The sequence below is a fragment of the Brevibacterium ammoniilyticum genome, assembly GCF_038429965.1.
Taxonomy (GTDB): domain Bacteria; phylum Actinomycetota; class Actinomycetes; order Actinomycetales; family Brevibacteriaceae; genus Brevibacterium; species Brevibacterium ammoniilyticum.
This window is the reverse complement of sequence record NZ_BAABNP010000002.1, coordinates 293,751-307,816: the sequence shown is the minus strand read 5'-3', so window position 1 is coordinate 307,816 and position 14,066 is coordinate 293,751. Positions and strand designations below refer to the sequence as shown.

The 14,066-nt window shown below is 69.8% G+C and carries 14 protein-coding genes; 8 read left to right on the top strand and 6 right to left on the bottom strand.

The annotated features are described in order from the left end of the window. The first annotated feature begins 55 nt into the window (after positions 1-55). Positions 56-682 (top strand): GNAT family N-acetyltransferase, encoded by a 627-nt coding sequence (locus AAHA49_RS03425; RefSeq protein WP_167559887.1) that lies wholly within the window; start codon positions 56-58, stop codon positions 680-682. Between the two features lie 74 nt (positions 683-756). Further along, complete coding sequence (locus AAHA49_RS03420; RefSeq protein ID WP_342037203.1) at positions 757-2,598, top strand: hypothetical protein; 1,842 nt, start codon at positions 757-759, stop codon at positions 2,596-2,598. Between the two features lie 70 nt (positions 2,599-2,668). Here AAHA49_RS03420 and AAHA49_RS03415 read toward each other — a convergent pair whose 3' ends face one another. From AAHA49_RS03415 to AAHA49_RS03405, 3 genes are all read right to left on the bottom strand, one after another. Beyond that, a complete protein-coding gene (locus AAHA49_RS03415; RefSeq protein ID WP_342037202.1) occupies positions 2,669-3,178 on the bottom strand; it encodes a putative immunity protein in 510 nt (169 codons plus the stop codon). Between the two features lie 232 nt (positions 3,179-3,410). Beyond that, positions 3,411-4,868, bottom strand: a complete 1,458-nt coding sequence (locus tag AAHA49_RS03410; protein ID WP_167559891.1) for an aldehyde dehydrogenase family protein — start codon at positions 4,866-4,868, stop codon at positions 3,411-3,413. Positions 4,869-4,985: 117 nt separating this feature from the next. After that, on the bottom strand, positions 4,986-5,696 hold the full coding sequence (locus AAHA49_RS03405) for a MerR family transcriptional regulator (protein WP_339393786.1): 711 nt from the start codon (positions 5,694-5,696) through the stop codon (positions 4,986-4,988). Positions 5,697-5,805: 109 nt separating this feature from the next. On the opposite strand from AAHA49_RS03405, the gene AAHA49_RS03400 reads away from it, so the two are divergent. The 4 genes from AAHA49_RS03400 to AAHA49_RS03385 all read left to right on the top strand — a co-directional run bounded on the left by AAHA49_RS03400 (position 5,806) and on the right by AAHA49_RS03385 (position 9,141). Then, the gene (locus AAHA49_RS03400; RefSeq protein WP_167559894.1) at positions 5,806-6,315 is read left to right on the top strand and encodes a DUF2306 domain-containing protein; all 510 of its coding nucleotides are present in this window, start codon (positions 5,806-5,808) and stop codon (positions 6,313-6,315) included. Between the two features lie 84 nt (positions 6,316-6,399). Then, the gene (locus AAHA49_RS03395) at positions 6,400-7,347 is read left to right on the top strand and encodes an MmyB family transcriptional regulator (protein WP_167559895.1); all 948 of its coding nucleotides are present in this window, start codon (positions 6,400-6,402) and stop codon (positions 7,345-7,347) included. 75 nt (positions 7,348-7,422) lie between these two features. Further along, positions 7,423-8,445, top strand: a complete 1,023-nt coding sequence (locus tag AAHA49_RS03390) for a zinc-dependent alcohol dehydrogenase family protein (protein WP_342037201.1) — start codon at positions 7,423-7,425, stop codon at positions 8,443-8,445. Positions 8,446-8,499: 54 nt separating this feature from the next. Beyond that, positions 8,500-9,141: a DapH/DapD/GlmU-related protein gene (locus AAHA49_RS03385; RefSeq protein WP_342037200.1), complete on the top strand. Its 642-nt coding sequence runs from the start codon at positions 8,500-8,502 to the stop codon at positions 9,139-9,141. A gap of 18 nt (positions 9,142-9,159) precedes the next feature. Here AAHA49_RS03385 and AAHA49_RS03380 read toward each other — a convergent pair whose 3' ends face one another. Further along, positions 9,160-9,480 carry a GNAT family N-acetyltransferase gene (locus AAHA49_RS03380; RefSeq protein WP_342037199.1) on the bottom strand — a complete coding sequence of 107 codons (321 nt, stop codon included), beginning with the start codon at positions 9,478-9,480 and terminating at the stop codon, positions 9,160-9,162. A 122-nt stretch (positions 9,481-9,602) separates the two neighbouring features. Here AAHA49_RS03380 and AAHA49_RS03375 point away from each other — a divergent pair, with 122 nt between their 5' ends. Then, on the top strand, positions 9,603-10,190 hold the full coding sequence (locus AAHA49_RS03375; RefSeq protein ID WP_205772105.1) for a GNAT family N-acetyltransferase: 588 nt from the start codon (positions 9,603-9,605) through the stop codon (positions 10,188-10,190). Between the two features lie 61 nt (positions 10,191-10,251). On the opposite strand, the gene AAHA49_RS03370 is transcribed toward AAHA49_RS03375, so the two are convergent. Next, a complete protein-coding gene (locus AAHA49_RS03370; protein WP_342037198.1) occupies positions 10,252-11,706 on the bottom strand; it encodes an SLC13 family permease in 1,455 nt (484 codons plus the stop codon). A 203-nt stretch (positions 11,707-11,909) separates the two neighbouring features. Beyond that, entirely contained in the window at positions 11,910-13,031 is a 1,122-nt protein-coding gene (locus tag AAHA49_RS03365; RefSeq protein ID WP_342037197.1) for a YeiH family protein, read from the bottom strand. A gap of 87 nt (positions 13,032-13,118) precedes the next feature. On the opposite strand from AAHA49_RS03365, the gene AAHA49_RS03360 reads away from it, so the two are divergent. Next, positions 13,119-14,036: a LysR family transcriptional regulator gene (locus tag AAHA49_RS03360; protein WP_342037196.1), complete on the top strand. Its 918-nt coding sequence runs from the start codon at positions 13,119-13,121 to the stop codon at positions 14,034-14,036. Positions 14,037-14,066 lie beyond the last annotated feature (30 nt).

Genomic DNA, 14,066 nt, shown 5'->3' with positions numbered 1-14,066 from the left:
GGCCTCGCGCGGGGACGCTGATGCCGCGCGAGGACGCTGAGCGGGGACGACCGTGATGGGCGGCCCGTTCTGGCCGATCGAGCTGCGCGATGCCACCGCGGGCGTCGTCCTTCGACCCCTGCGCCGCAGCGACGAATCCGAGTGGCGTGAGGTCCGGCGGTTCAACCGGGACTGGCTGCGTCCGTGGGATGCGACCCTGCCGATCCCCGGTCAGGTCACGCCGAACTTCCGCGCGATGGTGCGGATGTACGACAAGCAGGCCAAACGGGCGCAGAGCGTGCCGTTCGCGATCGAGGTCGACGGCCGCTTCCGCGGCCAGCTGACCGTCTCCGGCATCACGTGGGGGTCGATCCTCAGCGGCCAGATCGGCTACTGGGTCGACTCCCGCGTCGCCGGTCGCGGCATCACACCGCTGGCCGTGGCGATGGCCACCGACCACTGCCTGTTCGCGCTCGGCCTCCACCGCATCGAGATCAACATCCGACCGGAGAACACTGCGAGCCTCCGCGTCGTCGAGAAGCTCGGCTTCCGCGACGAGGGACTGCGGAGGAACTACATGCACATCGACGGACAGTGGAGCGACCACCGCACCTTCGCCCTCACCGTCGAGGACATCCCCCACGGCATCCTCTCCGCGTACCGGCACAGTCGAGGTGAGGGGCCGGGCTCGCGCTCCTTGTGAACTTCGTGTCGGAATGACCGACACACCACCGCCGTTCACGCTGTTGTCCAATCGTGACCTCTAGGCTCTGCAGTGTGGACACCAGCATCATCGTCGTCATCGCCATCGCCGTGGTCTTCGTCGTCGTCGTGCCCGCAATGATCCGCCGGTCGGCCACCGAGCTCTCCCGCGTCGACCTCGACCGCCTGCCCGATGATGCCCAGGTCGTGCGCGCCGAATCCCAGAATCCCTGCCGTGACCTCGGCGAGCGGGTCGCCGTCTTCCGCGCCGAGGCGGTCAAGCCCTCCGTGCCGAGTGCCGACCATGCCGCCGCCGGGATCGCCCCGAACCTGCGGCTCTCCGCCGGCACCCCCGAACTCTCCGTCATCGACGGTGACGCCCAGACCGCCGAGGCAGTGCCTGAGTCCCAGCCGGAACCCGAATCCCAGCCCGCTGTCCTTCCGGTCGCCGTGGGCGAGACCCGCTCGGCGTTCCTCGCAGGCGGACACGACCGGGCGTCCGGGGCCGACAATGTGCGCCCCCTTCACCCGGCCGTCCATGCCGTGTTCGCGCAGACCGGCGGAACCGGTTCCGGCCGACAGAACGAGGGGCGCGCCGCCGAGTCGGTGAGCCGCCTCGGCGCCGGTCAGCAGCGGGCGGTCCGGGCGCAGGCTGCAGCGACTGCCAACCGGGCGCGCCGGATGCCGCCCGGAGGCGGCCAGGACCGCCTCGGCGGGTCAGACCCCACGACAGAGCCCACTTCCCGACCCGATGAGGATCCCACGATGACCGAGAGCACCGCCCCGCTGCGTGAGTCCCTGCGTTCGATCGGGACGATGGTCCGCGGGTTCGCGCTGACGTTCCTCGCATCGGTGCTCGGGGTGATCGTCACATCGGTGCTCGCGTTCTTCTCCGTCGTCCATCCCGCGCTCATCGGCGTCTTCGCCGGGCTCGCGGTCGTCTCCCTCTTCATCGTCCGCACCCTCAACATGCGCAAGCGCGAGATCAGGAAGCGGCTGCGCCGGATGACCGAGGCGGCAGCGACTTCGCGTGCGGCTGACGTGCCGCGTGCGGCTGAGACAGCTCGGTCGACAGCGACGACCGCTGCGCAGACGGCCGGGTCGACGAAGTCGTCGACCGTCGGGTCCACGGCGGCACGGGCGCAGGCGATGGCGGCCAAGGCTGCGGCGACGTCGCGCACGACGGCATCCGAGACGAAGACGTCATCTGCGGACGAGAAGGCGACGACGGCGAAGGCCGCTCGTGAACGCGCGCTCCAGCAGCGCAGTGCGACGGCCAAGTACGCCCGCGAGGAAGCGGTCACCGGTGAGATCCCGGTTGTGCGCATCCGCAACGAATCCGCCGAGGGCCACACGACTCGCCAGATCCTGCTCACCGGTCCGATCCCGGTCATCGCGGAGCCTGCGGCAGTGACCAATGCCGCAGAGAAGGCGGACACGACTCCGGCCGAGACCTCCTCACCTGTGGCTGCCGCAGACGAGGCCTCAGAGGTTGTCGCTGCGTCGACGACCTCGGTCGCAGCGGACCTCGCCGACACCGTCGTGCAGAGCGCTCAGCGGAGCGCGGCCGCGAAGAGTGCCGCCGAGGCGGCGGTCAACGACCCGTTCCAGCAGCGGCTCAAGGCCCGCGACGGATGGTCCCCGACGCCTCTGCCGGTGCCGAGCTACGTCGGCGCCCAGGAGGCCGAGCACGCTGTGCCGACGCCCAAGGCCGCCGATGCGAGTTCGTATGAGACGCAGGCGCGCAGCCGAGAGGACATTGCCGCACAGTTCGCCGAGGAGCTCGGATACCGTGCCGAGTTGAGCGACTCGGCACGTGAGGACAGCCCGCTCGAGCACGGCCGCAAAGCGATTCGTGCCGACAGGGCACCGGCACTCGATGCCGTCAACGACGTCCTCGCCCGCCGCCGGGCGTGAGCTGACCGGCGCAGGCATTCACCTGCCCTGACGTCGGCCATCGTGGGACGGCCTCCCGACAGATGAACGCTCAGTCGGTGAAGACGTTCCAGCAGATGCTGTTGCGACGCGCCTGATCGTCGAGGACAAGCTCACGGACCGCCTTGGGCAGGCGTTCACGCTGCCGGTCACGCTCCGCCGCTGCCGCATCCGGATCGTTCGGGTGTGCGGCGGCGACGGCCTTGATCGCGTAGGCAGCCGCGCCGAGATCGTGCTCGGCGACATGTCCCACGCATGCAGCCTGACCGGCCGCGTACGCAGCGAAGCGGGCGGCCCCGGTCAAGGGTCGCGCAGCCCCCATCGCATGGCCTCCGGCGGCACGGGCGGTCATCATCGGCATCTGCCCGTCAGCCCACTTCCGCGCGGCGGCGATGGCCTCGCTCGGGCGCGGGTCGTCCGGGGCGACGGCGGCGAAGAGCGACAGGACATGCTCGGCGCAGTCGGCGGCCCACAGGGCGAGAAGCTGGTGGTGGTCGTCGGTGAGGGTGCCGCCTCGGCGGATCGTGATCAGCCGGGGATCCCGGTCGGGGGAGAGGATCACCGAACGACCTCCTCGGCGTGAACGTTCGGGCAGGTCGATGGAAGGGACTTCTCCGTCACTGTGCTCACAGTGCCTGAGTGTAGGCCAGTCCGGGTAAGGACCATAGGGCCCGGGACGGTCAACGACCCTGCTCGACGTCGCGGACCCCCGGGAACGCGGNCCCCCCCCCCTCGGCGCTCTCATCCCCGGCGGGCCGGCTCAACCGGCGGCCGCACGGGACCAGGAGAGGGGATCAGGAGCGCGGCGTGGCCACGTACTTGATCTCGAGGTACTCGTCGATGCCGACGCGTCCGCCCTCACGGCCGAGACCCGACATCTTCACGCCGCCGAACGGGGCGGCCGGGTTCGAGACGAGACCGGTGTTGAGGCCGATCATGCCGACCTCGAGCTTCTCGGCGAGGCTGAGCGCACGGTTGATGTTCTCGCTGAACAGGTAGCCGGCAAGCCCATACTCGGTCTCATTGGCCAGCGCGATCGCCTGCTCGTCGGTGTCGAAGGTGACGATCGGGGCGACGGGGCCGAAGATCTCGGTCGTGCGGATCTCCGAACCGGCCGGGACGTTGGTGATGACGGTCGGGTCGAAGAAGAACCCGTCGCCTTCGATCTTCGAACCGCCCGTGAGCACCGTCGCACCTCCGGCGACGGCGTCGTCGACGAGGGCCGCGACCTTGTCCAGCGACTCCTGGTCGACGAGCGGTCCCACCTCGGTGCCCTCATGGAGGCCGTTGCCGACCTTCATCGAACCGATGCGCTCGGCGAGCTTCTGCGAGAACTCATCGGCGATCGAGGAGTGGACGAAGAGGCGGTTGGCCGCGGTGCAGGCCTCGCCGCCGTTGCGCATCTTCGCGAGCACCGCACCGTCGACGGCCTTGTCGAGATCGGCGTCCTCGCAGACGACGAACGGCGCGTTGCCGCCGAGCTCCATCGAGGACTTCATGACATTGTCGGCAGCCTGCTTGAGCAGGTTGATGCCCACCTCGGTCGACCCGGTGAAGGTGACCTTGCGGGCGATGCCCGACTCCATCCACGGGGTGACGACCCGACGGGCCGACTCCGAGGTGACGACGTTGAGGACGCCGGCCGGCAGCCCTGCCTCGGTGAGGACGTCGACGAGCATGAGCGAGGTCAGCGGGGTGAGCTTCGCGGGCTTGAAGACCATCGTGCAGCCCGCGGCGATGGCCGGTCCGATCTTGCGGGTGCCCATGGCCAGCGGGAAGTTCCACGGGGTGATGAGCACGCAGGGGCCCACGGGTTCGCGGGAGACCATGAGGCGGTTCTTGCCGTCGGTGGAGAGCATGTAGTCGCCGCTGATGCGCACGGCCTCCTCGGAGAACCAGCGGAAGAACTCGGCGCCGTAGGCGACCTCTCCCTTGGACTCGGCGAAGGGCTTGCCCATCTCAGCGGTCATGACGGCGGCGATGTCGTCGGAGCGCTCGATGAGGAGTTCGAAGGCGCGGCGCAGGATCTCGGCCCGGTCACGGGGTGCGGTGGCGGCCCAGTCGGCCTGCGCGTCACCGGCGGCCTTGATGGCGGCCTCGGCGTCGGCGGCGGAACCGTCGGCGACGGTGGTGATGACGTCACCGGTTGCGGGGTTGATGACGTCGATGGTCTTTCCGCCCTCGGCATCACGCCACTGTCCGTTGATGAACAGTCCGGTGTTGAGCTTGTCGATGATCGGCGTGATGTCCACGACTGATCCTCCCTTGGTTGTTGTGTCGAGGCGGCAGAGCGCAAGATCGCCCGGCGCCTCGTTCAGTGTAAAGGTCCGCAGGGGCGGAATCGATGCGGATTTCGCAGTGTGAGAGCGTCAGTCGCGCGGTTTCCGTGCCTGCGCGGACATCGCAGCGTGGACGAGCGTGCTCATCGAGATGAGGAGCCGATTGTGCAGGGTGATGCCGCGGATGACGGCGAGAGCGATCTCGTCGCGGGTGAGGGAGTCGCTGATGGGCAGCGTGTTCTCCCGGGCGATCTGTGCCAGAGCCGTGGCATGGGTCATCACGATGTCCCGCCCCACGTCGTAGCCGGCGTCGATGAGATCGCGCAGGCAGACGGCGACCGCGGCGCGAGCGGTGGGGGAGACGTCGGGCCAGCCGAGGTCGGAGAGGACGTCACCGACTTCGGCGTCCAGGTCTGTGATCACGTCGGGGTCGTTTCGCCGAGGCGGTGCGGCGGCATCGCCGGTCCCTTCCGTCGGCGGCGTCGCGGTGGGCTGAGGCTCAGGCGCGCTGTCGAGACAGCTGTCGAGACCGAGGGCGAGGCGCTGGCAGACGCCCATCAGTTCGAGATTGTCCAGGGTTTCGTCGTCGATCGCGTGCGTGAGTACGGCGATAGACGACATCGGCAGGGCGAGTTCGCGACGGAGCCACGTGATGAGCGCGAGACGGTGCACATGGGCATCCCCGTAGACCGCCGTCGTGGCGTTGCGCTTCTCACCGGTGCCCAGCACGCCGAGGCGGATGTAGTACTTGATGCTCGCCGTGGACACATCGGTGCGGCGGGCGAGTTCGCGCAGCTTCATCGTGTCCCTTCGAGATCCGCAGTGCCGATCGGAGAACTGCCTTGGATAGTGCTCAGGCGGTCGACTATCCACGTTGCCAGTGCTTGGATAGCATGACTATCTTAATCCCATGATGACACTCATCATCGCCGTCCACGCCATCGCCGCCGCCGGTGTCGTGCTCCTGGCCCCCGTGCAGCTGATCCGCCGACCCAAGGACAACCGGCACAAGACCATCGGCCGCTCGTGGGTCGTGCTCATGTACCTCGTCTGCGTGAGCGGGATGTTCATCTACTCGCTCACCGGGGCATTCACGGTCTTCCATGCCCTGGCGATCTACACCTTCGCGACGACGACGCTGGGGGTCATCGCCATCCGCCGCGGCCGACTGCGCACCCACGTCTTCCTCATGGTCGGATCGTGGATCGGCGCCCTCATCGCCGGGACCTTCGCCGTCGTCATTCCCGGTCGCGAGATCCCTCGGCTCGCCGTCGGCGACCCCGTGCTCTTCTGGACGATCCTCGCATCCGTGATCATCGCGGCCACCGTCTGGGTGGTCTGCGTACTGCGGTTCGTCCCCGTGCGCAGATCCCGCCCCGGCATCGTTCGGTCCGCTGCGCAGTCGGCGACGGCCGCTTGAGGGTGCGGGCCCTTGCGGTGCACTCGCCAGGGGTGTACTCGCAGGGTATCCCTCCCGGGGCGTGAGAGGTCTACGCTCGAATGCATGGACAACAGGGCCGAGGTGAGGGAGTTCCTCATGTCACGCCGGGCGAAGATCACGCCCGCGGCCGCCGGGCTGCCGGCGGACGGCCGACGTCGTGTGCCCGGGCTGCGCCGGAGCGAAGTCGCGACCCTGGCGGGCATGAGCGTCGAGTACTACGCGAAGCTCGAACGGGGAGCCATCGGCGGAGCCTCCGCAGCGGTCCTCGACTCGCTCGCCGATGCGCTGCAGCTCACCGACACCGAACGCGGCCACCTCGTCGACCTCGCCCGTGCCGCTGACGGGGTGCCGACCTCGGGACGGCGTCGTCGTCCGCGCTCGGCGGCCCGGACACCGCACGAGACGCTTCACTGGATGCTCGAGGCGATGACCGAGTCCGTCGCCTTCGTCCGCGACGCCGCGCAGAACATCGTCGCCGTCAACGACCTCGGCCGGGCGTTCTACTCCCCGGTCATCGGCGACGGCGGACGGATACCCAACCTCGCCCGGTTCCAGTTCCTCGACTCCGCCTCCCGGGACTTCTACCCCGACTGGGACCTCTTCGCCCAGATGTGCGTCGCCGTGATCCGGGCCGAAGCCGGCAGGGATCCGCATGACCGCGGGATCCAGGAGCTCGTCGGGGAGCTCTCGACCCGCAGCGAGACCTTCCGGGAGCTCTGGGCGGCCCACGATGTGCGCACCCACGGGGCGGGGATGAAGAGGTTCGTCCACCCGGACATCGGAGAGATCGAGCTCGCCTACGAAGAGCTGAGGATCACCGCCGAGGCGGGACTCGTCCTCCTCGTCTACACTCCCGAACCCGGATCCCGGTCGGAGGAGAAGCTGCGCCTGCTCTCCTCGCTCACCGCAGAGGCGAGACCGGGCGGGGTCCGCGAGACGGGCGAACCTGAGACCGGAGCGCACGAGACCACGGAACACGAGACCACAGTGAGCACCGCCGACGAGCTCTAGGCACCTCCGTATCCCACCCACCGGATTCGGTGTCCACCACCGCACCCGTTCCACCCCCACCGAAGGAGCACAACCATGCGCGGAGTCATCATGCACGCCCCCGGAGACGTTCGCATCGAAGAGCGGGACCACCCGCAGATCATCGACCCGACCGATGCCGTCATCCGCATCGTCGCCGCCTGCGTGTGCGGGTCCGACCTGTGGCCCTACCGCGGCGCGGACACTCCTGATGCGAAGCTCATGGGGCACGAATACGTCGGCGTCGTCGAGGAGATCGGCGAGGAGGTCTCGACGTTGAGCGTCGGGGACTTCGTCGTCGGATCCTTCGTCATCTCCGACAACACGTGCCCCATCTGCACCGCCGGATACCAGTCGCGCTGCGTCAACGGGATCTTCGTCGACGGCGCGATCGGCACCCAAGCCGAATACGCCCGCATCCCGCACGCCGACGGTACCCTCGTCGCCACCCCCGGCCATCCCGATGACGACCTCATCCCCTCGCTGCTCGCCGCCTCCGACGTCCTCGGCACCGGATGGTTCGCCGCCGACGCCGCCGAGGTGGGTCCCGGCTCGAGCGTCGCCGTCATCGGCGACGGCGCGGTCGGACTCATGGGCGTCCTCGCCGCGCGGCAGATGGGAGCGGAGACGATCATCGCAATGAGCCGGCACAAGGATCGGCAGCGCCTCGCCCGCGAATTCGGCGCCACGCACATCGTCGCCGACCGCGGCGACGCCGGGGTGGCGGCGATCAAGGAGCTCACCGACGGACTCGGCGTCGACTCCGCGATCGAAGCCGTCGGCACACAGGAGTCGATGATGCAGGCGATCCGCGCGACGCGGCCCGGCGGTCACATCGGCTACGTCGGCGTCTCCCACGACGTCGCCCTGCCCGGAGACGAACTCTTCTTCGGCCTCGTCCACCTCCACGGCGGCCCAGCACCCGTGCGCCGCTACCTGCCCGAGCTCATCGACCTCATCTGGACGCGGACGATCGACCCCGGCCGGGTCTTCGACATGCGGCTGCCGCTCGATGAGGCCGCCGAGGCGTACGCGGCGATGGACGAACGCCGCGCGATCAAGGTCCTCCTCACCCCGTGAGACCACTGAGCGGCCCTGACCGGACACCACTGCGCACAACCTCGAGGAGAGACGATGAGTGAGACAGAGACCAGTTCGAACGGTGACTCCGAACCTGGCGGCGGAGACATCGCCGACATCGACGCGCTCATCACGGCGCTCGACGCGGGGGAGACGATCGTCTCAGGCTCCCCGCTGCACCGGGCCATGCACTCAGCGAGCCAGGAGGCGCTGCGGATCACAGCCGAACTCAACACCGGATACCGCAGTCCCGAGGAGGTGCGGATGCTGCTGTCGACCCTCACGGCTCGACCGGTTCCCGCCTCGGTGACGGTGTTCCCGCCGTTCTCCGCGGACTTCGGGCGGAACATCCGCCTCGGCGAGAGGGTCTTCATCAACTCCGGTGCACGGTTCCAGGACCAGGGCGGCATCACGATCGGCGACGACGCGCTCATCGGTCACAACGCGGTGCTCGCGACCCTCAACCACGACCTCGATCCGAGCCGGCGGGCGGATATGCGCCCGGCGCCGATCGTCATCGGTCGGGGCGTGTGGATCGGAGCGAACGTCACGGTGCTGCCCGGAGTGACCATCGGCGATGACGCGGTCGTGGCGGCGGCCGCAGTCGTCACCCGCGATGTGCCGGCCGGTGCCGTCGTCGTCGGCGCACCGGCCCGGGTCGTCCGGTCCGTCTACGAGCGTGACGACAGCGACTGAGGCCGCGGCGACTGCTCGTCAGGCGAGGGACGCGTCGAACTCGTGGTTCTTCTCGAGGAACCGCATGACGTACGAACAGGTCGTGCGGAACCGCAGACCCGCCTCGGTGGTGGTCTCCAGGGCGAAGCGCACGAGGTGGGCGGCGATCCCGCGACCACCGAATGCCGGGGAGACCTCGGTGTGGGTGAACGTCCGCGCGGTCGGGACGTCGCCCGGGCCGTCGGCGGTGTCGATGTAGTCGATGAGGCCGATGACCTGGCCGTCGTGGGAGACCGTGAAGCGGGACTGCGCGGAGTCCTCGGCGAAGGTGAAGGTCTCGCCGTCGATGTCGATGTCCATGGCTGATCCTGTTCTCTCAAGGGGGGCTGTTCCCGCTTCCGAGACTACCCACTAATCTTGGTGGGGAGTGTTGAAGATCCCGGCGGGCCGTGACCCGCCGCCGCCCCAAGGAGTCGTCCCGCATGACCTCGCAGCCCCCGGCCACCCTCGTCGACGCCCACGAACTCATCCTCAACGAGTCGGGCTACGTCGTCAGCGTGCTCACCGACGCCGACATCGACGACTATGTCGCCCTCGTCGCCTCCGCCTACCGCGGTGAGGCCTCGAAGCAGGGGTGGACGACGGAGGCGGACCTGCTCAGCGGGCAGCGACTCGATGAGGCGATGGCCCGGGAGATGCTCGCCGAGGCGGATTCGACGATGATCCTCGTCCGCTCGGTCGACGGCCCCGCCGTGGCCAGCGTGTACCTGCGCGAACCCGTCGACTCGGTCGCCTACCTCGGCGTCCTCGCGGTCTCGCCGCTCGGCCAGGGCCAGGGTGTGGGGTCGGCGCTGATGAACCTCGCCGAGGCGTGGGTGGCCGAACGCTGGGGTGCCCGGGCCCTGCAGATGAGCGTGATCAACAAGCGCTCGGAGCTCATCGCCTACTACGAACGCCGCGGCTACGAGCGCACCGGCGAGACCGAGCCCTTCCCGTACGGCGACGAACGCTTCGGCGTGCCGATGGTCGACGATCTCGAGTTCGTCACCCTCGTCAAGCCCCTCGACTGACACGGGGCAGGCGGCCGCACGGCGACGGTCGCCTCCGCGGGCACCAGCCGCGCCCGACGGATCAGAACAGCATCGCGGGGACGACAAGTCCGCCGACGAGGACGATCGGGCCGATGACGACCATCGACATCCCGAACTTCACGAGGATGCGTGTGAGGCGCGGCTTCTCCTCGGCGGGAGCGGTCGCGACGACGGTGGCGCCGAGGGTCGAGAACGGTGAGACGTCGACGACGGCCGAGCAGATCCCGAGCGCGGCGATGAGCGCCCACCCGGGCACGCCCCCGGCGTCGATGAGCGGCAGGGCGAGTGGGACGAGGGCCGCGAGGATGCCCGTCGTCGACGCGAATGCGGAGACCAGGCCGCCGACGACGCAGAGGACGAGGGCGGCGACGAGCGGGGAGCCGATCGCCTTCGCCCCTTCGCCGAGGAGGTCGACCGCGCCCATGTCCTGCAGCACGCTGACGAACGTGATGATCCCGCCGACGAGGAGGACCGTCGACCAGTCGATCTTCGGGATCGCGGCCTTGCCCGTCGCCGGGTCGACGATCGCGAGGATCGCCCCGAAGAGGAAGCAGAGGAGACCGATGTCGGGGTCCTGGCCGAAGGCGGCGAGGACGACGACCGAGCCGATGAGGGCGACCATGAGCACGACCGTGAGGATCTGCACCCCGGTGAACGGCGTCGATCCTGAAGCCGTCGACTCGGATGGTGCCCCGGCGGCGGAGGAGTCGAAGAGCGCTTCGTCCTCGTCGTCCTCACCGAAGGCCACCGACGTCGTCGAGGCGCTGCCCCGGGAGATCCGGGTCCCGCTCGCCGATGTGGTGCTGCCCGAGGCCTGTGCCTCACCGGATCCTCCGGCCGCCGACCCGGTGGCCGACCCCGGCCCGCCGTTCGCCGCGAGGGCGGCCGCGGACTTCCGGGAGAAGAGCCGGCGCCCGAACATGAGGTAGGCGGCGAGGAGCATGAGGAGGTAGACGGCGACGGCGATGCCGAAGAGGAGGAACGGGGAGAGCCCGATCCCGGCGTCGGCGGCGGTGCTGTACGTGACGATGCCGTAGAGGCTTGTGGGGGCGAAGCCGCCGGCGCCGATCGCGAAGCAGATCGCCAGACCCATGAGCGCGTAGTCGACCTGGTACTTCCGGGCCACCTGCATGCCCACCGGCATCATGACCAGACCTGCCAGGGGCGCGCCCATCGAGGCGATGCCCGCGGTGATGACGAAGAAGACGACGGGCAGGAGGACGGCCGATGACCCGACCTTCTCCAGCGCCCAGTCGATGATCGTGTCGACCGTGCCGTTCTCCTGTGCGATCGCGAAGAAGTAGGTGACTCCGGCGAGGAGCACCATGATCGAGAGCGGGAACCCGGCGATGATGTCCTCGACCGTCATGTCGGCGAGCAGCAGGCCGGTGCCGGCGGCGCCGACGAGCATGAGCACGCCGATGTGCACCCCGCGGATCGCCCCGAGGGCGAAGAGTGCGATGAAGACGCCTAGTGCGATGAGCTGTGCGAGCATGTCGTTCCCCAGTCGGCTGAGCAGTCTCTGTGCAAGCGGTGATCCGCTGCGAGACTACCAGCCGGTCCCCGCCGGGCCCGGCAGCTGCGGGGTTCGGCACGCGGACTTCCCATCAGTCGGTACGCGAACCGCGGGGTCCACTGAGAAGTGATCATCCCGCCGAGGCAGGCCGCAAGTGTCCGTCCCGCCGAGGCGGTGCGGGCTCAGGTGAGCAGCAGCGCACCGCCGAGGGCGACGAGGGCGACGACGACGGTGGTGATCGTCGCGAGCGCGATCGGGCCGGCGCCGAGGCTGCGCAGCGCACGCCACTGCACCCCGCGGCCGAGGGCGAACATCGCCATCGACAGGCACGCGGTCTGCAGCCAGCCGAGACCGGTCACGGCTGCCTCAGGCAGCAGGCCGACAGTCCGCAGGGCGGCCATGAGGAGGAATCCGAGGACGAAGAGGGGAACGATCGGGGGCCGCTTCGCCGAGGCGGCAGTGGCGGTCGCGGCGGGTGCCGGAGAGTCGGCTGCTCCGGGACCGGAACCCCGCGCAGCCTCGGAGGTCAGGGACGTCTCGGAGGTCGGGGACGAGGCGGACGGCACGGCCTCCTCGGCGAGGAAGGACCGCCCCCGGTTCTCCGCACGGCGCATCGCGAGTCCGATGATCGCCACGGTCGGGGCGAGCATGATGACGCGGGCGAGCTTGACGAGGACGGCGACCTCGAGGGCGGCCGGGCCGATGATGCCGCCGATCGCGACGACCTGGGCGACCTCGTGCGTCGAGGCGCCGGCCCACATGCCCGCGGTCGCCTCGCTCAGACCCAGGCCCGAGCTGATGAGCGGGACGGCGGCGATCATCACGGTGCCGAAGAGCACGACGAGGCCGATCGCGGCGGCGACGTCCTCCTTCTTCGCGCGCACCGTCGATTCGATGCCGGCGACGGCGGCGGCGCCGCAGATGCCGAACCCGCAGCCGATGAGGAGGGCGAGATCGCCGTCGACGCGGGTCACCCGCGCCAGCAGCATGCTCGTGCCGACGCCGACGGCGACGACGACGGCGGCGAGCACGATGACCGGCCAGCCGAGGTCGAGGATGTCGCCGAAGACGACCTGCGCCCCGAGGGCGACGATGCCCAAGCGCAGCAGCGGCTTCGCGGCGAAGTCGAGTCCGGGTTTGAGCGCTGCGGGCAGGTCGGGGGCGGCGTTGCCGAGCGCGATGCCGAGGATGATGGCGACGAGCAGCGGGGAGATCACCGGGGCGAGCATGGACAGCGGCCACGCGATCGCCGCGGCGAGCGCGGCGAGCCCGAGACCGGGGAGCAGGGGAGTGATGCGGTGCATGCTCTCAGTCTTCCCCGTCGGCAACCTCGGCGGTAGACAGCGAAAACGTCTCGACCCATATCGATCTGATATGCCATGATGGAGGGTATGCGCGACGTCTCGGACATGCAGCGGTGGCCGGAGCTGCGGGCCCTCGGGCTTCTCGTCGCCCTCGCCGGGGGCGCCGGTTCGATCGGCCAGGCCGCCGAGGCGGTCGGACTCGCCCAGCCCAACGCCTCCCGGAGCCTGTCGAACCTCGAACGGGACCTGAAGGTCCCGCTGCTCAAGCGCTCACCGCGGGGCACCGAGCTCACCGCCGAAGGCCAGGCCGTGGCCGAATGGGCCGCCCAGGTCATCGACGCCTACAGCGCCCTCAACGCGGGCACCCGTGCGATCCAGGAGGCGCGGGCCGGCACGGTGCGGGTGTGCGCCTCCCTCACCGTCGCCGAGTACCTCCTGCCCGGGTATCTCGCGACCTTCACCTCGGCGCACCCGGGGGTCGACGTCGGACTCGGGGTGGAGAACTCCGCCGCCGTCGTCGCCGAGGTCCGCGCGCAGCGCTGCGATCTGGGACTCGTCGAATCGGTGTCCCTGCCCGCCGGCTTCCCCACGGCCGTGATCGGCCGCGACCGTCTCCTCATCGCCGCCGCCCCGACGTTCCCCGGGCGGTGGACCGAGCCCCTGTCCGCCGAGGCGCTCGCCGCCACACCGCTCCTCGTCCGGGAGGTCGGGTCGGGGACCAGGGAGGCCATCGACACCGCGCTCGCCGAATTCGGCGGGGCGAGCGTGGCAGGGGAGTACCGGTCGAACTCGGCGCTCAAGGTGGCGGCGGCGACCGGGGTCGCCCCGGTCGTCCTCTCCGAGCTCGCTCTGCGCGATGACGTCCTCTCCAACCGCCTGGTGCCCCTGCCGGTCGACGATTCGCTCGACCTCGACCGGCTGCTGCACGCGCTGTGGTCGCCGAAGCGGCGGCTCTCGGCAGGCGCCCGAGCGCTGCTCGAGCACATGACGAGCGCCCGCGGGTGAGCGGCCGCGGCGCGGCAGCGGACCGACCCC

Coding starts and splice junctions, on each gene's coding strand:
- AAHA49_RS03385 (WP_342037200.1), top strand. CDS start 8,500: ATGAGTGAGACAGAGACCAGTTCGAACGGTGACTCCGAACCTGGCGGC.
- AAHA49_RS03395 (WP_167559895.1), top strand. CDS start 6,400: ATGGACAACAGGGCCGAGGTGAGGGAGTTCCTCATGTCACGCCGGGCG.
- AAHA49_RS03360 (WP_342037196.1), top strand. CDS start 13,119: ATGCGCGACGTCTCGGACATGCAGCGGTGGCCGGAGCTGCGGGCCCTC.
- AAHA49_RS03380 (WP_342037199.1), bottom strand. CDS start 9,480: ATGGACATCGACATCGACGGCGAGACCTTCACCTTCGCCGAGGACTCC.
- AAHA49_RS03390 (WP_342037201.1), top strand. CDS start 7,423: ATGCGCGGAGTCATCATGCACGCCCCCGGAGACGTTCGCATCGAAGAG.
- AAHA49_RS03375 (WP_205772105.1), top strand. CDS start 9,603: ATGACCTCGCAGCCCCCGGCCACCCTCGTCGACGCCCACGAACTCATC.
- AAHA49_RS03400 (WP_167559894.1), top strand. CDS start 5,806: ATGATGACACTCATCATCGCCGTCCACGCCATCGCCGCCGCCGGTGTC.
- AAHA49_RS03425 (WP_167559887.1), top strand. CDS start 56: ATGGGCGGCCCGTTCTGGCCGATCGAGCTGCGCGATGCCACCGCGGGC.
- AAHA49_RS03365 (WP_342037197.1), bottom strand. CDS start 13,031: ATGCACCGCATCACTCCCCTGCTCCCCGGTCTCGGGCTCGCCGCGCTC.
- AAHA49_RS03370 (WP_342037198.1), bottom strand. CDS start 11,706: ATGCTCGCACAGCTCATCGCACTAGGCGTCTTCATCGCACTCTTCGCC.
- AAHA49_RS03405 (WP_339393786.1), bottom strand. CDS start 5,696: ATGAAGCTGCGCGAACTCGCCCGCCGCACCGATGTGTCCACGGCGAGC.